At 63.1% G+C, this 20,324-nt stretch carries 11 protein-coding genes; 5 read left to right on the top strand and 6 right to left on the bottom strand.

Features of this window, described 5'->3' with window-relative positions; all coding sequences use genetic code 11:
- Window positions 1-58: 58 nt before the first annotated feature.
- Window positions 59-1,231, bottom strand: a complete 1,173-nt coding sequence (locus FS320_RS13580; RefSeq protein WP_152712397.1) for a cysteine desulfurase family protein — start codon at window positions 1,229-1,231, stop codon at window positions 59-61.
- A 234-nt stretch (window positions 1,232-1,465) separates the two neighbouring features.
- Here FS320_RS13580 and FS320_RS13575 point away from each other — a divergent pair, with 234 nt between their 5' ends.
- Window positions 1,466-2,122: an alpha/beta hydrolase gene (locus FS320_RS13575; RefSeq protein ID WP_152712367.1), complete on the top strand. Its 657-nt coding sequence runs from the start codon at window positions 1,466-1,468 to the stop codon at window positions 2,120-2,122.
- A 130-nt stretch (window positions 2,123-2,252) separates the two neighbouring features.
- Here FS320_RS13575 and FS320_RS50210 read toward each other — a convergent pair whose 3' ends face one another.
- On the bottom strand, window positions 2,253-4,496 hold the full coding sequence (locus FS320_RS50210; protein ID WP_162002974.1) for a M10 family metallopeptidase C-terminal domain-containing protein: 2,244 nt from the start codon (window positions 4,494-4,496) through the stop codon (window positions 2,253-2,255).
- A 271-nt stretch (window positions 4,497-4,767) separates the two neighbouring features.
- On the opposite strand from FS320_RS50210, the gene tyrS reads away from it, so the two are divergent.
- Window positions 4,768-6,030 carry a tyrosine--tRNA ligase gene (gene tyrS / locus FS320_RS13565; RefSeq protein WP_192926284.1) on the top strand — a complete coding sequence of 421 codons (1,263 nt, stop codon included), beginning with the start codon at window positions 4,768-4,770 and terminating at the stop codon, window positions 6,028-6,030.
- 4 nt (window positions 6,031-6,034) lie between these two features.
- Here tyrS and FS320_RS13560 read toward each other — a convergent pair whose 3' ends face one another.
- Complete coding sequence (locus FS320_RS13560) at window positions 6,035-9,502, bottom strand: YhdP family protein (protein ID WP_152712360.1); 3,468 nt, start codon at window positions 9,500-9,502, stop codon at window positions 6,035-6,037.
- A gap of 272 nt (window positions 9,503-9,774) precedes the next feature.
- Between FS320_RS13560 and FS320_RS13555 the strand changes: the two genes are divergently transcribed.
- Together FS320_RS13555 and FS320_RS13550 are read left to right on the top strand one after the other, a co-directional pair.
- Entirely contained in the window at window positions 9,775-10,239 is a 465-nt protein-coding gene (locus tag FS320_RS13555) for a peroxiredoxin (RefSeq protein ID WP_152712358.1), read from the top strand.
- Between the two features lie 79 nt (window positions 10,240-10,318).
- A complete protein-coding gene (locus FS320_RS13550; RefSeq protein WP_152712356.1) occupies window positions 10,319-11,185 on the top strand; it encodes a matrixin family metalloprotease in 867 nt (288 codons plus the stop codon).
- A gap of 543 nt (window positions 11,186-11,728) precedes the next feature.
- On the opposite strand, the gene prfB is transcribed toward FS320_RS13550, so the two are convergent.
- The 3 genes from prfB to FS320_RS13530 all read right to left on the bottom strand — a co-directional run bounded on the left by prfB (window position 11,729) and on the right by FS320_RS13530 (window position 16,833).
- A protein-coding gene (prfB, locus tag FS320_RS13540; RefSeq protein ID WP_152712352.1) for a peptide chain release factor 2 occupies window positions 11,729-12,857 on the bottom strand; the annotation gives its coding sequence in 2 pieces (ribosomal slippage) (window positions 11,729-12,787 and window positions 12,789-12,857; 1,128 coding nt in all).
- 171 nt (window positions 12,858-13,028) lie between these two features.
- On the bottom strand, window positions 13,029-15,479 hold the full coding sequence (locus tag FS320_RS13535; protein WP_152712395.1) for a penicillin-binding protein 1A: 2,451 nt from the start codon (window positions 15,477-15,479) through the stop codon (window positions 13,029-13,031).
- A gap of 109 nt (window positions 15,480-15,588) precedes the next feature.
- Window positions 15,589-16,833, bottom strand: a complete 1,245-nt coding sequence (locus FS320_RS13530) for an N-acetylmuramoyl-L-alanine amidase (RefSeq protein WP_152712350.1) — start codon at window positions 16,831-16,833, stop codon at window positions 15,589-15,591.
- Between the two features lie 606 nt (window positions 16,834-17,439).
- Between FS320_RS13530 and FS320_RS13525 the strand changes: the two genes are divergently transcribed.
- Window positions 17,440-20,157 (top strand): Rne/Rng family ribonuclease, encoded by a 2,718-nt coding sequence (locus tag FS320_RS13525; RefSeq protein WP_152712348.1) that lies wholly within the window; start codon window positions 17,440-17,442, stop codon window positions 20,155-20,157.
- The last annotated feature ends 167 nt before the right edge of the window (window positions 20,158-20,324 follow it).

Here is a 20,324-nt window from a genome sequence, read left to right as displayed (position 1 = left end):
CCGCTCACGGCTTCAAGGGCCGCGGGTTGATGACCTGGAAATGCGGGTGCGGCCTCTTTCAGGCCGCGCTCGCCTTCCGCTTATATAAGGTGTCGACCACCCTTTCGCACGCCTCCGCGAAGCGGATCACGTCCTCATGCGTGGTCGACCACCCTAAACTCACACGCAAAACGCCCTCAGCAAGGGCGGGCTCCACGCCCATGGCGTCGAGCACATGCGATCGCTTGACCTTTCCGGACGAGCAGGCCGAACCGGAGGACAGGGCCACCCCTGCCAGATCGAAGGCGATCAATGCCGTCTCGGCCTTGAGGCCGGGTATGGCAAAGGCGAAAGTATTAGGCAACCGCTCAGCTGCGGAAGCCACAACAAGTACATCGGGCGCGATCCGGCGGACCTGCGCCTCGGCCTCGGCCCTCAAGGCCCCAAGCCGCCCGGCTTCCTGCTCAAGGCTCGCCAGCGCCAGCTCGGCCGCAGCACCGAACCCCGCGATGGCCGCCACATTCTCGGTGCCGGCCCGGAAACCCTTCTCCTGGCCACCGCCCCGGATCAGCTTCTCGGCGATCTCGAACTGGTCGGAGGCCAGAATCAGTGCCCCGATCCCCTTCGGCCCGCCGATTTTGTGGGCGGAGAGCGTCAGCACGTCGATGCCGAGCCCGGCGATGTCGACCGGGATCTTGCCCGTCGCCTGAACCGCATCGGTGTGGATCAATCCGCCATACGCGTGAACCAGTCGGGCCGCCTCGGCCACCGGCTGCAGCACGCCGGTCTCGTTGTTGGCGAGCTGGATGGAGACCAGAACCCGCTCATCCCCCCCCTTCTCCAAGTGGGCTTCGAGCCAGGCAAGATCAAGGATTCCCCGGCTGTCGACAGGAATGATGTCGACAGTATCAGGGGCAAAGCGATGGCCGTTGAGGACACAAGGGTGCTCGGCGGCCCCGACCAGGAGTTTCGTCACTCCCCCCTGACCCAGGCGACGGAAGCCTGGCGCCAGAACGAGATTGGCAGCCTCGGTCCCACCACTGGTGAAGACGACGTTCTTCGCCCTGGCACCGACGAGACGGGCCACCTTTTCGCGGGCATGCTCGATCTCGGCTCGCGCGGCGCGACCCTCGGCATGGACCGACGAGGCATTTCCAGGAAGCTGCAGCGCGCGCAGTACGACCTCGGCGACCTCGGGCCGCAGGGGCGAAGTCGCGTTATGATCGAGATATGTGCGCTGGCCGGACGCCATAGCTACTTGGAACCTCACGAAATTCTTGCAATCGACCCTGGTTGCCGTGCTAAAGCACCGCAACCACATCTGTCCGATGTTTCCCCAGTGGCCAAACAGCCAGGGGGCAAATGAAACACCGGAACAATTTAGAATAATTCTAAGGGTTCTTTTAGGAGAATTCGCGGCCTGAAGTCAAGGTCGTCACGGGGTTTTCCCTCTCCCGATCGAGAGGTGAGCAAGAGGTTCGCGTATATGCCTGAAGTCATCTTCACAGGTCCTGCCGGTCGCATCGAGGGACGCTACCAGCCTGCCAAGGAAAAGGGCGCCCCCATCGCCATCATCCTGCACCCGCACCCGCAGTTCGGCGGGACGATGAACAACCAGATCGTCTACAACCTGTACTATGACTTCGTGAAGCGGGGCTTCTCGGTCCTGCGCTTCAACTTCCGTGGCGTCGGCCGCAGCCAGGGAGCCTTCGATCACGGCCAGGGCGAGCTTTCCGATGCCGCCGCGGCCCTCGACTGGGCCCAGGCCATGAATTCGGACGCCCGCGCCTGCTGGATTGCCGGGGTCTCCTTCGGTGCCTGGATCGGCATGCAGCTCCTCATGCGCCGCCCGGAGATCGAAGGCTTCATCTCGATCGCCGCCATGGCCAACCGCTACGATTTCTCCTTCCTCGCTCCCTGCCCGTCCTCCGGCCTCTTCGTGCACGGCTCGGAGGATCGCGTCGCCCCGGTCAGGGACGTGGTCAGCGTGATCGAGAAGGTGAAGACCCAGAAGGGCGTGAAGCTCGAACACGCCGTGATCGACGGCGCCAACCACTTCTTCGATGGCCGCGTCGACGAGCTGATGGTCGCCGTGGACGAGTACCTGAACAAGCGCCTGGGAACCACGGAAGAGGCGGCTTAGTTTCCGCCAATCTCAGCCGATGGTCGGATCTGGAAGCAAGGCTTTCAGCGACAAAGGAAGGGCGCGGCTGCTGCCGCGCCCTGTGGCTCTTTTTGAGCGGCGCAAGCGAGCCTGCCGCCCGTTGCAGCCCTCACACGATGAAGAAATGGGAGGCGCTGAGCGCCGTGCCTGCACTCACGGTGGCGAACTTGATCGCCGCGACGCCGCCCGACCCATCGACGTCGTAGAACAACTCGCCGGATCCTTGATCGTACAGGATGTGGTGATCGAAGCTCGTGGCCGTGCCCGCCTTGAAATAGGCACTCGAGAGCGCTCCCGTGCCCACATCCATGAACACGCTGCGGCTGAGCACGATCCGATCGCCCTCGGCGACAGAAAAGTCCTGGATCGTGTCCATGTTGCCGGCACCGAGCGCCGTCGAGAAACTGAACTGATCCGCACCGCTGCCTCCGATCAACACATCGCTGCCAAAGCCGCTGTCGAGCGTGTCGTTGCCGGCGCCCCCGAACAGATAGTCGCCGCCGCCCTTGCCGAGCAGCGTATCGCTACCGCCCTCGCCATAGAGCTGCACGCCGTTGCCGCCGCCGTTGTCTTTGCCGACGAGGGTATCGGCAAAGTTCGAGCCCTGCACGACTTCCACATTGAGAACGGTCTCGCCCGCTGCGGCCCCGCCATTGGCGTTGGTGGTCAGATCGATGGTGATGCCGCTCGTGGCGCTCTGGTACGACACCACGTCCCAGCCAGCGCCGCCGTCGAGGATGTCGCCGCCCGGACCGCCGTCGAGCCAGTCGTTGCCGGCGCCGCCGAACAGGGCATCGCCGCCGCCCTTGCCAATAAGGCCGTCGTCGCCGCCCTCACCGTAGAGCTGCACGCCGTGGCCGTTGCCGCGGTCGATGCCGGTGAGCATATCGTTGGCGTTGGTGCCCTGCAGCACCTCGGCGTTCAGGATCTTGTCGCCGGCGGCCGCGCCGCTGTTGAGATTAGTGGTGAGATCGATGGTCACGCCGGTGGTGGAACTCATGTAGGACATCACGTCCCAGCCCAAGCCTGCGTCCATGACATCACTGCCGGTACCGCCGTCGAGCCAATCGTTGCCGTTGCCTCCGATGAGCGTATCGTTGCCTGCGGCGCCGGTCAGGCCGTCGTTGCCGCCGCCGCCGTTGAGCACATTGTCCGCCACGTTGCCCTTGATGCTGTCATGGCCCGATCCGCTGATGGCGTTTTCGATCAAGGAACGTGAATCGCCACGGTACTGGAAGGCATTGTAGACGTTCCCGTGCACGAAGCTCGTGGAAGTCTTCATTCCGAGCTGTGTCTGGGAGAATTTGATATAGCCGCCAGGCGCGAGATCGATTCTTTGGTCGCCGGAGTAATTCGAGAGATCGTAGGTGTCGTTTCCGCCACCGTCCCAGATGGTCATGAAGACCTTGTTGGTCACGGGCGCACCCTGCCCGACGCCGTTGACGAACGCTTCGCCGGTTTCCGGCGACCACGAATAGACGGTATTACCGCCGTTGGTCGTGAAATCGGCGCCATACAATTCCTGAAGTGCTGCGATGTCGTATTGCATGTAAGTTTGCGGATTGTCCCACATATGGCCGTAGGACATGACCGTGTATTCCGGCGAATCATGTTCGCCACTCATGGTTGGCAATGCGCCACCTGAATCGTGAGGGTGCTTGAGACCGAGAGAATGACCAAGCTCATGCAGGACGATCATATAGCTATAGGTCCCTGGCAATCCGCTGTTCCGCTCCAGCCAAACGTCGCCGCCATAGACCGGAACACCAGGATAATAGCCGTGACTGCGGTTGATGATGTCGGTTGCGTTGAACCCGGCGATCTGGAGGGTTCCGCCGCCGCGACCGGCATAACTCAGCGAGAGATTTGTTACGCCCTCGACTGACGACAACCCCATCTTCGGTCCGCCCGAATAAGGACTATAGCCTTCAAGGGCATAGTGAACCGCCTGCTCAGTCTCGAAGGTCAAGGCCCGATATCCGCTCGCGCTTGGATTGATCCATTGATAGTCGAGACGAGAATCCGGGAGGCTATAGGTGATCGCCGTGCTATTCCATTGTGAACCGGACAGAATTCCGAGAACATCGCTGTCGATTCCAGCCGGAACGTTGAACCTCACCCCCGACATGGCATAGGGGGCAACGCTCGCAAGGGTGGAGAAAATGCCGATCGGCGATCGAGAGACGTTATCCGATACCCAGTTGTAGACCGTATCGTAGAGATCACCGACCTTGCCCGACGCCCAATCCCACGCATCGCTCAAGGGCGATCCCGCCGCCATACTGGCATACATGTCATACGGCTGGAGCGCCGTCCCCGAGTAACCCTTCCCCCCGGAGAACTCGGTTTGCACCACCCCATCGGGAATTGTTCCCGGTGTCCTATGACCGAAGCTCGACCATGAAGGGCCTTTACCGCTCGACAAGCAGAGATAACACATGCAGTCCTCCCAGCGTCAATATCATGTAATAACATTGTTTATGTCTGAACCTTTTCTGTCAAGCTTCCCGCTCGTGGACCCCTCTCCGCGACATGCCACCTAGCGTTGTGGGCGAAGAGGGTGAAATGAGTGCGTGAACCTGCTACAGGCATCGGCATCTGTGATCGCGAAGATGAGAGATGCAATGAGCGTGCCGAAGTCCGAATTCCTGAAGGTCCTGACGGAGCGCGGGTTTATCCACCAGACCTCCGACTTCGATGGTATCGATGCCGCCGCGCTCGAGGGGCGTCTGACCACTTACGTGGGATACGACTGCACCGGACCGTCACTGCATGTGGGCCATCTGCTCTCGATTATGATGCTGCACTGGCTCCAGAAGACCGGGGCCGGCAAGCCGATTACGCTCATGGGCGGCGGCACGACCCGGGTGGGCGACCCTTCCGGCAAGGACGAGAGCCGCAAGCTGCTGACCGTCGATCAGATCGAAGCCAACAAGGAAAGCATCAGGACGGTCTTCTCGCGCTTCATCAGCTTCGGCGAAGGCAAGACCGATGCGATGATGGCTGACAATGCCGAGTGGCTGACCAAGCTCAATTACATCGAGTTCCTGCGCGATGTCGGCCGTCACTTCTCGGTCAACCGCATGTTGTCCTTCGACAGCGTGAAGCTGCGCCTCGAGCGCGAGCATGAACTGTCGTTCCTGGAATTCAACTACATGATCCTCCAGGCCTACGACTTCGTGGAGCTCAACAGGCGCTACGGCTGCGTGCTGCAGATGGGCGGCTCGGATCAATGGGGCAACATCGTCAACGGCATCGATCTCGGCCGCCGCCTCGGCACGCCGCAGCTCTATGCCGTCACCTGCCCTCTTTTGACCACCGCCTCCGGCGCCAAGATGGGCAAGACCGCATCCGGCGCGGTCTGGCTCAACGCCGACATGCTGAGCCCCTACGATTACTGGCAGTTCTGGCGCAACACCGAGGATGCGGATGTCGGCCGCTTCCTGAGGCTCTTCACCATCCTGCCGATGGACGAGATCACGCGGCTCGAAGCGCTCCAGGGCGCGGATATCAACGAGGCGAAGAAGGTTCTCGCAACGGAAGCCACCACCCTCCTCCACGGCCGCGAGGCTGCGGAGCTGGCCGCGGAAACCGCGCGCAAGACCTTCGAGCAGGGAGCGCTGGCGGAAAGCCTGCCGACGGTCGAGATCGCGACCGATGTCCTCAAGGGAGGCCTCGGCATCCTGGCGGCCTTCGGGCCCGATTACGCGAAGCTCGTGCCCTCGTCGAGCGAGGCGCGTCGGCAGGTGAAGAGCGGCGGCCTGAAGGTCAACGACCAGACCGTCTCGGACGAGCGTGGCACCTTGAGCCTGTCGGATGTTACGGCAGAAGGCGTGATCAAGCTGTCCTTCGGCAAGAAGAAGCACGTTCTCCTGCGCGCCGTCTGACTGCTTAACGCTCCGGAACCGCCGGCAGCGATCCTGTCTGCGGTTCCACGTTCGCCCCCACACCGAAGAGCTTGCGCAGGAAGCCGGGAGCGACCGCCGAGAGCGGATTGACCGTCAGTGACGGCGAACTCGCCTGACCGTTCAGCCGGAAATTGACGGCGAACAGCCCCTCATACTGACTTCCACCCAAGAGCGGCCCGAAGAGCGGCACCTGGGCGAACACATTGTTGAGCCCGTAGGCCGGCACGAAGGTGCCCGTGATGTCGAGCCGGTCGCGGGCGTAATCGATAAAGCCGCCCAGCGTGAATCCGATCTGGTTGCCCCAGATGGCGGCATCCTTGAAATCGAGCCGACCGGCATTGCGGGTAAATTCGAGACGGGCCTTGGTGAACTGCACCTCGTTCACATCCACCCGGACGGCCTGCGGATTGCCGGCCCGGTCCTGCCCGGCGACAATCTGAGTCTGGGTGGGGATGATCCGGCGAAGGGCCGGCTCGTTGACCAGAGCGAACGAGCGCAGGACGACATGACCGGCCTGCGGGCCGTCTCCGGTGGCGAGCTGGAGAACGAGATCGCCGCCGGACATCCGCCGGTAGACATCGGTGAAGCGTAAGAGAGCCCCGGCATCTTCCGCCTGCAGGATCACCACGGGAACGCCGGCGTCCGGCAGGGTCCGTCCGATAATGTCGGTCGCGCCGAGCCGCCCCTTCATATCGAGCTGACGAAGGTTGTCCTTGCGCACGGAGGCTTTGATCGCCGCGTTGGTGATCGCCTCCTCGTTGTAGCCCGTGAGGATGTTGAGGTTCAGGTCGAGATCGAAATCCTTGCCGTCCTTCTGCGCAGCCGCAGTCCGGCTGGGCGTGGCGGAGCCCGTCGCGCCACCTTTCACGAAGGGTCGGGCATCGCCCACATTGCCCCGGATCGCGACCTTGTAGACGTTGTTGGCGCGCTCGATCTGGGCGCGCATGTCGTCGCCGGGCGAGAGCTTGAAGGTCGAGAGTTCGGCCTTCTCCAGGCTTCCCTCGCTCGAGAGCGTCGCATTGCCCTTCAGCTGCACGGTGCCGCTGTCGAGCTGCAGGTCCCGGATCTCGTTGATCGGCCCTTCGACCATGGTGAAGCTCAGCTTTCCAGGCCGTCCGACCGGCTTCACCCAGCCGGGGATCAGCTGATCCACACCGGCCTTGGCGAGATCCGCTTCGACGAGGATGTTCGTCGGGGCCGATGCGCCGAGAGGCAGGCTCGCCTTGAGGCCGATCGTTCCCGTGAGCTGCGAGCCGAAGGAGAGCCCTCGCCGGCTGCGCGCCGCCTCATCGAGGGAGAACGCAACGCTGGCCTGCCCGCCCTGCCTGTTCTTGTGCAGATCGATGGCAGCCGGGCTTCCGGCGAGCTTGCCGTCGCCTTTGACGGCGAGATCGCCCCGGTCGTAAGCAATCGTCAGGTCGGCGCCTTCCAGCCGGTCCTTGCCGAAGAACTTGTCGACGGCAAAATCATTGACCGTTCCGCTCACTTTGAGAGGCAGGTCGGCGAAGGCCGGGATGTTATGCACGGCAAGGCCCATGCCGACGCGCAGATCCGTCTTCCCCCTCATCGTGGCGGGATCGATGTTGAATCCGGCGATTTCCTTGATGCGCGGTTCCAGCAGCAGGGCGCCCAAGCCGTCGGCTCCGCCGGTGAGGCGAAAGTCAATGCGGGCCGAAGCGTTGTCATCCCAGTAATTGTCCAGGATGAACGCCCCGTCGGAAGCTCCCAGAGAACGGCTGTCCGCCATTTGAACCAGACCGGTCGACGCGCGCACGGCAACCTTCTTGCCTGTCACGTGACCGGTCACGTTCATCCCGGAGATTGGCGGAAGGCCGTCCGCCACCTGGAGAACACCATCGGAAATGGCGAAATCGATCTTCAGGGACTCATCGGGTGTCGGGCCGCCCGTCACCGCCTTTGCGACGTCCGCGCCGGTCATCGCCACCTTGAGATCGATGGAGTCCAGCATGCCCGCCTTAAGGTTGGACACGAGGAACCTGCGGACCGGGGGAGCAACGGCCTCCGGCCAGATGCGCAGAGCAGAGCGGATATTCGTCTTGTCCGCGCGCACATCCAAATTCAAGCCCTTCGGGTCCGCGGAGGCTCCGAGAAGGCCGCTGATGCGGGCCGACAGCTCGGGCCCCTTCAGCGTGACGCTGTTGATCGTGACGCCGTCCGGGCCGGACAGGTCGGCGGCGAACTCACTGACCCGGAGAGGGCGGTCTCCCGCTGCCGCACCGGACCACACGATATCGCGGCCACCGAGGGACAAACGCCAAGGCTTGTCCGCGACGGGAGTTGCGAGGCGCCCCTGGAGGCGCAGATTCGTATCCCCGCCCTTCAAGCCGAGCTCCTGGAGTTCGAGAGCCTTCTCGGCCTCGTTCCATTGCGCCTCGATCGTTGCGCGCTCCACCGGGAAGGGCGACGTGTCCTTGTCCTCGATCTGGAACGTGCCAGCATTGCTCGCGAGCCGTGTCTTCAGTTCCGTGATGCGACCATCCGCATAGGCGATGTCGAAACGCCCGGAGAATTCGAGATCCGTGGCGGCCGGCAGATCGGACGCCCCTCCGAGCAGAAGGATGTCCTTGATCGGCACTTCATTCGCGACCACGCCCGCCCGGTAGGCGCCGTTGCCTTGCACAACGGCATCGCCGTTGAGTTGCCATGCCCCCTGATCCCCTTCGACCGTCGCGGCGAACTGCCGTCCGCCGTTCTCCGTCCAGTCGAAGACGGCATCCACGCGTTGGAACCTGGCCCGTTCGCGACCGTCCGCATCGACGAAGACGAGGCGCGCATTGGTCAGCTCGGCCTGCCCGAGCGAGTTGAGGACACTCCCCGGGCCGACGATGAGTTCGAGCAGCGACCCGACGACGCCCGATACGGGCGAAGGCCCGTTGGCATCGAGAGCAAGCGACGCTGCAGCTTCCTTGGACGGCTCCGGCGCGACGGGCGGAGGCGAAGCACCCGACTCGGCCTCCACCGCCTGCACGGGCGAGAAGGCGAGCGAGCCGTCCCGGTTGACGAGGACCCGCACTTGCAGGTCGCGCACCTCGATAGCCTTGGGCTGAAGGTTGGCGGTCAGAAGCGAGGTGAGATCGACGCTGTAGATCGCGTAAGGGGCTCGCAGCACCAGATCGCCGCCCGGAGCCCGGATATCGAGGCCGTTCGCCCGCAGGGCCGGCGAGCCCTCGTGCAGCTCGATGGCTGTATTCCGCAACGTCACGTTCCAGCCGGGTCCGATGCGCGCGGCCAAGGCTTCCGCGACCCGCTCGGGCAGCCGTCCGAAGCTCATCGGGGCCGCGGAGAGACGCAGGTAAAGCAGACCGAGCGCAGCAGTCGCAAAAACGATAAGCCCAAGCTTCACATAGAGAGTACAACGAAGAACGCGCTTGAGGAGGCTCCGCTTGACCGGGTCTCGCCGGGACAACGTGGTACGAAATGGCAGCTTCATTCTTGTGACGTTAGGTAATCCGGTTCTTGCGCTCAGGCGCTCATCAGGGAATCAGAGAAGAGACCTTAACCGTCCCGGGAGTCTCCCGCGACTGTCCCTTTCAATCGTGCACATGAGCGCATCGTGCGGAAAAGCAGTCCTAATTTTCCGGCCCGAACGATGCGCTGCTTCTAGATACGAGCATCGGGTCGATCCCAAAAGCGGAGACCACTTTTGCGTCCGATGCTGTAGAGGTTTCCAACCAGTACAATCCGCCGAAAGGAAGGCAACCCATGTCTCTTAGCATCGGAACCAAAGCTCCGCCCTTCTCCCTGCCTGCGACAGATGGTCGGGAAATCAGCCTCGACGACCTGAAAGGCCGCAAGGTCGTGCTGTATTTCTATCCCAAGGACAACACCAGCGGCTGCACGCTCGAAGCGCAGAACTTCCAGGCCCTCAGGAAGGATTTCGCGGCGGCCGATACGGAGATCGTCGGGATCTCGCCGGATTCGCTGAAGAGCCACGACAAGTTCCGCGCCAAGTACGGCCTCGACTTCGCCCTCGCGTCGGACGAGGCCAGGACCATGCTGGAGACCTATGGCGTCTGGACCCAGAAGAGCATGTTCGGCCACAAATACATGGGCGTGGAGCGAACGACGGTGCTGATCGACCGCGAGGGCAACGTCGCTCGGGTCTGGAACAAGGTGAAGGTGCCGGGCCATGCGGAGGAAGTGCTGGGAGCGGCGAGAGACCTATAGGGATCTTCCAGGTTGCAACTGTGCGTAATTAAGTTACCGATACCGGCAAGAATTCTCTTCGCGCCGCGAGCCTATCATCATGCCGTCCCATAAAGCCATTCTGACCGGTTACAACTGGAACTCCGAACCGACTCTGACACCGCAGAAGACGCCGATCTTCCTCACCTATTCGTTCGCGCCAAGTCTGAGCGAAAAGCGCTTCAACTCAGCAGATCAGAAGCTGGCTCGTTATGCGCTCAAACAGTGGGGTGACGCTTGTGGGATCCGATTCCTTGAGATGAAGAGTGACGATGCGGAAATCAAATTCGGTTGGTATACAGGGTTTTTCGACAGCACCATTGTGGCCTATGGCGAATTCCCGGAACTCTACACGGTAGATAATTGCGTGCAGGGCGAGGCCGCGGACCGCGTCTATGGGGCCGGCAGAGTGCATTTCAACACTCGATACAAGGACGATTTTAAGAATACCTCGCATAAAACCTATGTTATGCTTCATGAGATCGGTCACGTTCTTGGGCTCAAACACCCATTCCATACGTCGCCGTACAACAAAAAGAAGCTAAGCGAAGCGGACGCTCACTCGACGAACACCGTCATGAGTTACGACAATGGCGAGAGCAAAGTCTATCCGACCAAGCTAAGTCCCTTGGACAAGCTCGCCATCAAGGAGCTTTACGGATCGTCCAAGACCGATGGCAAGCATGTCGCGGCCTGGTCGTGGAACAAGCGAACCGAAACTCTGACCCAAATCGGAAAGGAGCACGCGGACAAGATCCACGGAACAGGCGTAAAGGACGCGATTCAGGGCCGTGGCGGGAACGACCGCCTCTTCGGTTTCGATGGTGACGACACTCTCAACGGGGCGCGGGAAATGATACCCTGTATGGCAGTTTTGGCGATGACGTTTTCATCTTCGATACACCCCTCGATCCCGTGGCAAATGTAGACAAGATCATCGAGTTTGAGGAGGATGATTCAATTTTTCTGTCCTCGGCTATTTTCAGGAAGCTACCCGTGGGGCAACTCAGTTGGAATAATTTTGCCGAATACGGTAATGCGCAAGACGCGGATGACTACATCGTCTTCGACGATGATGACAAACTGATCTATTACGACCCCGATGGGTCCGGTGCCACTGGGAAGATCGTTTTCGCAAAGATCACGAGGCATTGGACCGACGCAGGGGACCGCGTAAGCGCGTCAGACTTCTATGTCGTTTAATCGGGAGCTGACTTCGTATTCCAGCGACGACACTTTGTTAAGCATCAGCCCTCGAAAGTGGAATTCACTTTGATTGCGATGCTCTTGGCATGACGAACGCGTCGCGCGGGGAACAGGCGCACTTTAGCTGACGCGGACCTTCAACTCCGCATGATACGCTAGAGCAGGTTTGACACACGCTCCCTGCAATTCCTCACAGCAGCAGCAAAATCCGCCGAGCGCCTTTCCGCTATGACGTAGCAGGAGCGCGCTCGGCGGAAAGGACGTCTCAATCGATATCCTCGACCTCCACGTCGCCGCCGTAGACGCGCTGGGCGAGCGAGGCTTCCATGAAGGGATCGAGGTCGCCGTCGAGCACGTCCTGCGGGCTCGTCGACTGGGCGCCGGTGCGCAGGTCCTTCACCATTTGGTAGGGCTGGAGCACGTACGAGCGGATCTGGTGACCCCAGCCGATCTCCGTCTTGGCGGCGGCTTCGGCACTGGCCTTCTCCTCGCGCTTCTTCAACTCGGCCTCGTAGAGGCGCGCGCGCAGCATGTTCCAAGCGGTGGCCCGGTTCTTGTGCTGCGAACGCTCCTGCTGACAGGCGACGACGATGCCGCTCGGGATATGCGTGATGCGCACCGCCGAGTCGGTGGTGTTCACGTGCTGGCCGCCCGCGCCCGAGGAGCGGAACGTGTCGATGCGGCAGTCGGATTCCTTGATCTCGATGTTGATGCGGTCATCCACCACCGGATAGACCCACACCGAGGCGAAGCTCGTGTGACGACGGGCGTTCGAGTCGTAGGGCGAGATGCGCACGAGCCGGTGCACGCCGGACTCGGTCTTGAGCCAGCCATAGGCGTTGAGGCCCTTGATCAGGAGCGTGGCGCTCTTGATGCCTGCCTCTTCGCCGTCGGTGATTTCGAGAAGCTCGACCTTGTACTTCCGGCGCTCGGCCCAGCGGGCATACATGCGCTGGAGCATGTTGGCCCAGTCCTGGCTTTCCGTGCCGCCAGCGCCCGAATGCACCTCCACGTAGGTGTCGTTGGCATCCGCCTCGCCCGCGAGCAGGGTCTCGACCTGGCGGCGGGCCGCCTCGGCCTGAAGGTTGCGGATGGTCTCCTCGCCTTCCTGGATCGTGGCTTCGTCCTCTTCGGCTTCGCCGAGCTCGATCAGGGTGATGGCATCCTCGAGCTCCTGCTCGAGACGCTTCACGGCCGAGATCTGGTCCTCGAGCGACGTGCGTTCGCGCATGATCTTCTGCGCGGCGTCCGCATCGTTCCAGAGGTTGGGGTCCTCGGCCTGAGCGTTCAGTTCCGCGAGGCGTCGCTGGGCAGTATCCCAGTCAAAGATGCCTCCTCAGCAGCCCGACTGACTGCTTGGTTTCTTCTACGAGATGTTGGATTTCGGCGCGCATCGTTTCTTTGCTGTCCGTGCCTTGTGATGGCGGGGTCTTAAGGGGACCGCTGCCGGGTGTCAAAGGAACTCCGCCCCCAAGGCCATGGTTTTTCCCGCGACCAAAGCTTCGGCCGAGGAGCAATCCGTTTCCGCTGTAGGGAGGGCGGATTCTATATGGGGGAGGAGCCGGTCAATACAATCCGCTGGGACCTACGCCGACGGCCCGCTGAGGCGTTCCCGGAGGAGGAGCCGGCGAGTACTCGGCCTGCGGCGTCTCCTCAGGCTCCGGCGGCACGTATTCCGGCGGGGCCTGGCCGGGCTTGAAGGCTTCGAGGATCGTGCCGCCGCCCTCCCCGCCTGCGCGGGTGCCGGTGGCGGAATTGACGCGGATCAGCTTGATGCCGGCGGGCACGCGAAACGGCGTCGCAGGCTTGTCCTTGAGCGCCAGCTGCATGAAGTCGCGGAACACCGGCGCAGCATACTGGCCGGCCGTCGCCGCGTTGCCGAGAGACTTCGGCTGGTCGTAGCCGAGGAACACGCCGACGGCGAGATCGGGCGAGAAGCCGACGAACCACACGTCCTTGGCGTCGTTGGTGGTGCCCGTCTTTCCGGCGAGCGGCTTGCCCACGGCCTTGACCGTCTGCGCCGTGCCGCGCTGGACCACGCCTTCGAGGATCGAGGTCATCTGGTAGGCGGTGAGCGGATCGAGCACCTGCTCGCGGGTCTCGGTCAGCTTGGGCGCGGCGCCGCCATCCCACTTCTCCGCATCGCAGGTCGCGCATTTGCGGTCGTCATGGCGGTAGATCGTCCGGCCATTGCGGTCCTGGATCTGGTCGATCAGGGTCGGTTTGATGCGGCGGCCGCCATTGGCGAACATCGAATAGGCCGCCGTCATGCGCATGACCGTGGTCTCGCCGGCGCCGAGCGACATGGAGAGCAGCGGCAGCAGGTCGTCATAGACGCCGAAGCGGCGGGCATATTCGGAGATCGCCGGCATGCCGACCTCGTTGGCGAGACGCACCGTCATCAGATTCTTGGAATGCTCGACGCCGTAGCGCAGCGTCCGCAGGCCACCCGACTTGCCGTCGTAGTTCGAAGGCGCCCAGGCTGCCTGGCCGGGCCCCATATCGAGCACGAAGGGCGAGTCCATGATCTGGTTCGAGGGCGTGTAGCCGTTGTCGAGGGCCGTCGCATAGACGATGGGCTTGAACGAGGAACCCGGCTGGCGCATCGCCTGGATCGCCCGATTGAACTCGCTCTGGTCATACGAGAACCCGCCCACCATGGCGTGGACACGCCCCGTATTGGGGTCCATGGCCACGATGGCGCCCGAGATCTCAGGGATCTGGCGCAGGCGGAACTGGCCAGGCTTGTCGGCCATCGGCTCCACATAGACCACGTCGCCTACGGCAACGGCGCGCTCGACGGGCCGGCGGGTCCATTTCGCGCCATCGGCCGTCACGGTGCCGGTCTCGCGGTCCTTGACCATCTGACCGGACGCCTCACGCTTGGGCTGCAGGCCGATCTTGGCCCGTCCACCGGCGACTTCCAGCACGACGGCTAGACGCCAGGGCTGTACGTCGCCCATCGCGGGCACTTCCGCCAGGGCCAAGCCCCATTCTCGGCCGGCGAGGTCGATCTTCTGGTGGGCGCCGCGCCATCCGCGCGCCTCGTCGAAGCGCACGAGGCCGTCAACCAGGGACTTGCGGGCCATGGCCTGCATCTTAGGGTCGAGGGTCGAACGAATGAGCAGGCCGCCCTCGTAGAGCGTCTCCTCGCCGTAGCGTTCCGCGATGTCGCGCCGCACGCCCTCGGCGAAATAGCCCGAAGCGATGCTGTTCGGGGAAACCACGCGTGGCTTGACGTTGAGCGGCTCCTTCTGGGCTTCGTCGGCGGCCTCCTTCGAGATGTAGCCGTTGGCGGCCATGCGCTCGATCACCCAGTTCCGGCGCTCGACGGCGGCCTTGCGCTGGCGGAACGGATGGTAATTGTTCGGCCCCTTGGGCAGCGCGGCGATATAGGCCGCCTCGGCGATCGTCAGCTCGTGGATGGACTTGCCGAAATAGTCGAGCGCCGCGGCGGCGATGCCGTGCAGGTTGCGGCCCGGGGTCAGGGTGCCGAGGAAGATTTCGTTGAGGTAGAGCTCGAGGATCTTGTCCTTGGAGAAGGTCGATTCCATCCGCAGGGCGATCAGCGCCTCACGGATCTTGCGTTCATAGCTCCGCTCGTTGCCGACAAGGAAGTTCTTGGCCACCTGCTGGGTGATCGTCGAGGCACCCTGCTCTCGCGATCCGCCGGAGCGGAGATTGACCACCACGGCGCGTACGAGGCCCTCGGGATCGATGCCGACATGCTTGTAGAAATTCTTGTCCTCGGCGGAGAGAAAAGCTCCGATCACAAGCTTGGGTACGGCCTGGATCGGCACGTAGAGCCGGCGCTCGCGGGCATATTCGGCGATGAGGCTGCCGTCGGCCGCATGGATGCGGGTCATCACCGGCGGCTCGTAATTGGCGAGCTGGGCGTGATCCGGCAGATCCTTCGAGTAGAACCAGAATCCATAGGCGAGCCCGACAGCGCCGATCAGGAAGAAGATCGCTCCAACACTGAAGAGGAAGCCGAAAAATCGTAGGACGAAGCGCATCCGAAGGTGTTCCATGACGGCGCCCATGGCGCCTGTTTATGCAGATCTTGAAACGCGGACCCTCGTTACCCGATGAATCGCGCCCCCGCTACGGGTATCCACACTGTATCTATGGTAAAACTGCGGCGGTGCCCCTGCGGGCGAACCGCGCGGCGAAAAAGCGATCCACGGCGACCGACATGGCCGAGACCATTTTGACGCGCCACTCCTCGGACATCAACAGGTCCAGGTCCTTTTGGCTCGACAGATAGCCAAGTTCGACGAGAACGGAGGGCACGTCGTGCGCCCGCAGCACCTGGAAGCGTGCCTGCCGGTGGGGGTTCTTGTTGAGGCGGGCGACGGAATCGAACTCACCGACGAGACGGCTGGCGAAATTGTGGGAAAAGCTCCGCGTTTCCCTCAGAGTGAGTTCCATCAGGATGTCCGAGACGTCGTCCGGCATATCGCCCGATTCGACGCCCGCCATCGCGTCCGCCTTGTTTTCACGGTCGGCGAGGCGGGCGGAATCGGCGTCGGACGCCCGCTCGGACCCGGTATAGACCGTCAGTCCCCTCACCTCCTGGCCGCCCGAGATCGAGTCCGCATGGACGGAGATGAAGAGATCGGCCTGAGCCGCGCGGGCGGCGCGCACCCGGTCGCCGAGGGAGACGAACACATCCTGGTCGCGGGTCATGACGACCTTGTAGCGCCCGCCTTCTTCGAGCTTCTTCTTCAGCCTCTGGGCGAAGGAGAGAACGAGATCCTTCTCCACCACATTGCCCGACCCCGCCGCGCCCGGATCGATGCCGCCATGGCCGGCATCGATCATGATGACCGGCCGGGCATCCTTGGTCTCCTGTACGACCGGCGCCGCCGAGGCCTCCTTCGTCGCGGCCGCGTTTTCGACAGCCGCCCTGCGGAATTCCTCGCGCTCGGCGCGGGAGAGCTCGATGGTCAGGATCGTTGCCGCGCCCGTGGCATCGGGCACGGTCGTCATCCCGGAGACCATTGCCGGCTGCGTCAGTTCCATTACCACCCGGGACCGCCCCGGGGCGAAGAGACCGTAGCGGTAGGATGCAATAAGGCCTTCCTTGCTGCGCCCGGCTTCCTGCGGGAGGTGGAAAGCCACCTCCGGCAGGTCGATGATGACCCGGTCCGGGCGTTCCATCAGGGAGACCTGGGCCGTCACGGCTTTCGACAGGGTAACCTTAAATCGTGTTTTCGCCCCGTCCGATTCGACCGTAACGGCGGCGGCGATGGCGGGAGAACCGGCCTTTGGGCCTTCTCCGGCGGCATGGGCGTGACCGGACCACGCGGCCACGAGGGCCGCCAGGAGGCACATGCTGACAAGGCGGATGACAGGGAAAAAGGGCATCGGTGATCGCTGACGGTTCTAGCGTCCTTCCTATACTGATAGACGGCCCTTGGTTAACGGAACCTCACGTCGCATGGCGGTTTAATGAGACTCTGTTGCATTCATGGCACAGTGACACGGGATCTTGCCAAATGCCCCAATCGCTCTGTAATGATCTTGATCCCGTCCGGCATGGCCGAATCTGACGGCGGATCCGGAGGAGACGGTTGTGTTGACCGATCCTTCAGGAGACCCGTCACCCTCGACAGGCTCACGGACAGGACCATATGGCGACGCTTGTCGCCACTCGCCGATGGCCGGCTTCCGGTCCATCGATATCTACGAAAGGGCCGTGTCGAATGGTTGCGCACGCGAAGTCAGCTTTGACCTTCGTTTCTGCACCGTTCGAATCGCGTGTTACATCCCGCGCACGCCCAAGCTCCACCCTTTCCGGCCAAGAGCCGGCCCAATTCAACCCAGAATGCGCCCGCACGCGGCGCACGATGGCGATCGACAGCACTCCTAACGCAATTTCAGCCCGCCGCCCTTACTTGCGGCGTGCCCATCCGCCCACAATGCGGCCCCTGCCTCAGGTCCTGCCCTCGATCGCCATGTCGAGAGTTCAACATGGCAAACAAGATGCTCATCGATGCCTCACACCCGGAAGAAACCCGGGTCGTGGTGGTACGTGGTCAGAAGGTCGAAGAATTCGACTTCGAATCCGCTAACCGGAAGCAGCTGCGCGGGAATATCTATCTCGCCAAGGTCACCCGGGTCGAACCGTCGCTCCAGGCGGCCTTCGTGGAATACGGCGGAAACCGCCATGGGTTCCTCGCGTTCAGCGAAATCCATCCCGATTATTATCAGATCCCGGTCGCCGACCGTCAGGCTCTGCTCGAGGCCGAGGCGGAAGCCCAGCGCGAGGAGGAGCACGAGGAAGAGCGCCGCGGCCGCGGCGGCCGCCGCCGCCGTTCCTCGCAGCGGCGGACCGAGAACGACGAGACCGTGGTCTCGACCGAAGCCGAGGCCGGCACCGAAGACGGTGTGGAGGCGGCTCGCGAGGCCGATGCTTCCGACAGCCCCGAGAACGTTGGCGAAGAGCGCGAGACATCGACCTCTGACGCCATGGAGGCCTTCGCCACGGTGATGGCCGGAGATGCTGCTCCCGGCGAGAACGCAGGCGAGGCTGCCATCGAGGCGGTTGAAGCCTCGGCCCATGTCGAGACTGCCCAGGGCGACGAGGCTGCAGAAGCAGCCGAAGCCCGCTCGCCCGAAGGCGACACGGAAGCCGATGAGGACGAAGACGAAGACGACGTGGAAGAGCACGAGATCGTCGAGCAGCTTGGCGGTGACGACGCGATCGAGGATCTTCCCCAGCGCCGGCGCACGCCCCGCAAGCAATACAAGATCCAGGAAGTCATCAAGCGCCGTCAGGTTCTTCTCGTCCAGGTCGTCAAGGAAGAGCGCGGCAACAAGGGCGCGGCGCTGACCACCTATCTGTCGCTCGCCGGACGCTATTCGGTGCTCATGCCCAACACGGGTCGGGGCGGCGGCATCTCCCGCAAGATCACCAATGCGGCCGACCGCAAGCGCCTGAAGGAAATCGCCCAGGAGCTGGAGGTGCCCGAGGGAATGGGCATCATCCTGCGCACGGCCGGCGCCTCGCGCACCAAGCCCGAGATCAAGCGCGACTACGAATACCTGATGCGCCTTTGGGAGAGCGTGCGCGAGCTGACCCTCAAGTCGGCAGCCCCCTCCCTGGTCTACGAGGAAGGCTCGCTCATCAAGCGCGCCATCCGCGACCTGTACAACAAGGACATCGACGACGTCCTCGTTTCCGGCGACGAAGGATATAGTGAGGCCAAGGACTTCATGCGAATGCTCATGCCGAGCCATTCGAAGCTGGTCCAGCCCTACCGCGATCCGCAGCCTCTCTTCGCGAAGTTCGGCGTCGAGTCCCAGCTCGATGCCATGTTCTCGAACATGGTGACCCTGAAATCGGGCGGCTACCTCGTCATCAACCCGACGGAAGCCCTCGTTTCCATCGACGTGAACTCCGGCCGTTCGACCCGCGAGCACAACATCGAGGACACGGCGCTGCGCACCAACCTCGAAGCGGCCGAGGAAATCGCCCGCCAGCTCCGCCTGCGCGATCTTGCCGGCCTCGTCGTGATCGACTTCATCGACATGGAGGAGAAGCGGAACAACCGCGCAGTCGAGAAGAAGCTCAACGAGTGCCTGAAGAACGACCGTGCCCGCATCCAGGTGGGCCGCATCTCGCCCTTCGGCCTCCTCGAAATGTCGCGCCAGCGCATCCGCACCGGCGTGCTGGAATCCTCGTCGATCCCCTGCCCGCACTGCGCCGGCACCGGCTTCGTGCGCTCGACGCCGTCCGTGGCCCTGCAGGTGCTGCGCTCGATCGAGGAAACCCTCATCAAGAATTCCGGCTACAATCTCGTCGTCCGCACGCGGACGGAGGCGGCGTTCTACATCCTGAACCAGAAGCGCATCCACCTGCGTGAGCTGGAGACCCGCTTCGGCGTCGCGATCTCCATCGTCGCCGACGACAGCCTCCACGGCACGACGACCTATGCCATCGAGAGGGGTGAGCCCGCCCTGAAGCTCGAGCACAAGTCGGCCGCGACCGGCATCCAGATCGACGCCATCATCCCTGTCGACGAACCCGACGAGGACATCGAGGTCGAGGCGGAGGCCGAAGAGGAGACCACCGAGGAAGCTCAGGGCGGCGAAGAGCGCGGCGAGGAAGCCGAGGGCGAAGGTGGCGGACGCCGCCGCCGTCGCCGTCGCCGCCGTCGCGGCCGCGACCGGGACGCCTTTGCGGGCGAAGCCCAGGGCGAGGAAGGCGAGGAATCCGGAGAGACTGAGGGCGAATCCGACGAGTCCGACGAGGAGGAGGCAGAAGTTGCGGTTTCGGGAACGGAAGCTGCAACGACCGAGGCAGGCGAATCCGAGGACGAGCGCGGTGGACGCCGCCGCCGTCGCGGTCGCCGCGGCGGTCGTGGACGCGGCCGTGACGAGGCGGTCGAGTTCGCCATGGAAGAAGGCTTCGTGGCTCCCGACGAGGCTCAGGCCGCCCCGGCTTCGGACGAGCCCGTCCCGGCCGAGGCAAGTGCTGAGGCAGAAGCGGATGAACCCAGGCCTGCGGCCGAAAGCGAGCATATCGTTGCTCCCTCCCGCCCTGTGGCCGAGGCTCCGGTGCCGCCGCCGGCTCCCGTCATTCCCGAGCCGGAACCGGTCGCCGTCGTGCTGACCCCGCCCGACCCGGAGCGCCCGAAGCGCGCCGGCTGGTGGTCCAAGGCCAAATCGGTCCTGAGCGGATCATAAAGTTCAACAAGAAATGCCCGGCCTCAGGCCGGGCATTTTTCGTGTGCCGAGCATGTTCGACAGCTTGGAGGTGCAAGTCCTCTACCCAGCCTGATGGCGGCGAAGGGTTAGCAAAGCGCAAGGGCGCCACCGCGAGGTGGGGTCTGAAGGAAGCGTGGAGCAAAACC

Source organism: Microvirga tunisiensis, assembly GCF_009296175.1.
GTDB classification, from domain to species: Bacteria; Pseudomonadota; Alphaproteobacteria; order Rhizobiales; family Beijerinckiaceae; genus Microvirga; species Microvirga tunisiensis.
Note: the sequence above shows the minus strand (reverse complement) of the source record. Positions and strands in the feature narration are given on the sequence as shown.

Excerpts from the sequence above, each read along its gene's own strand:
- FS320_RS13550 (WP_152712356.1), top strand. The coding sequence starts at position 10,319 with ATGCCGTCCCATAAAGCCATTCTGACCGGTTACAACTGGAACTCCGAA.
- FS320_RS13535 (WP_152712395.1), bottom strand. The coding sequence starts at position 15,479 with ATGCGCTTCGTCCTACGATTTTTCGGCTTCCTCTTCAGTGTTGGAGCG.
- FS320_RS13580 (WP_152712397.1), bottom strand. The coding sequence starts at position 1,231 with ATGGCGTCCGGCCAGCGCACATATCTCGATCATAACGCGACTTCGCCC.
- FS320_RS13555 (WP_152712358.1), top strand. The coding sequence starts at position 9,775 with ATGTCTCTTAGCATCGGAACCAAAGCTCCGCCCTTCTCCCTGCCTGCG.
- FS320_RS13575 (WP_152712367.1), top strand. The coding sequence starts at position 1,466 with ATGCCTGAAGTCATCTTCACAGGTCCTGCCGGTCGCATCGAGGGACGC.
- tyrS (WP_192926284.1), top strand. The coding sequence starts at position 4,768 with ATGAGCGTGCCGAAGTCCGAATTCCTGAAGGTCCTGACGGAGCGCGGG.
- FS320_RS13525 (WP_152712348.1), top strand. The coding sequence starts at position 17,440 with ATGGCAAACAAGATGCTCATCGATGCCTCACACCCGGAAGAAACCCGG.
- FS320_RS13530 (WP_152712350.1), bottom strand. The coding sequence starts at position 16,833 with ATGCCCTTTTTCCCTGTCATCCGCCTTGTCAGCATGTGCCTCCTGGCG.
- FS320_RS13560 (WP_152712360.1), bottom strand. The coding sequence starts at position 9,502 with ATGAAGCTGCCATTTCGTACCACGTTGTCCCGGCGAGACCCGGTCAAG.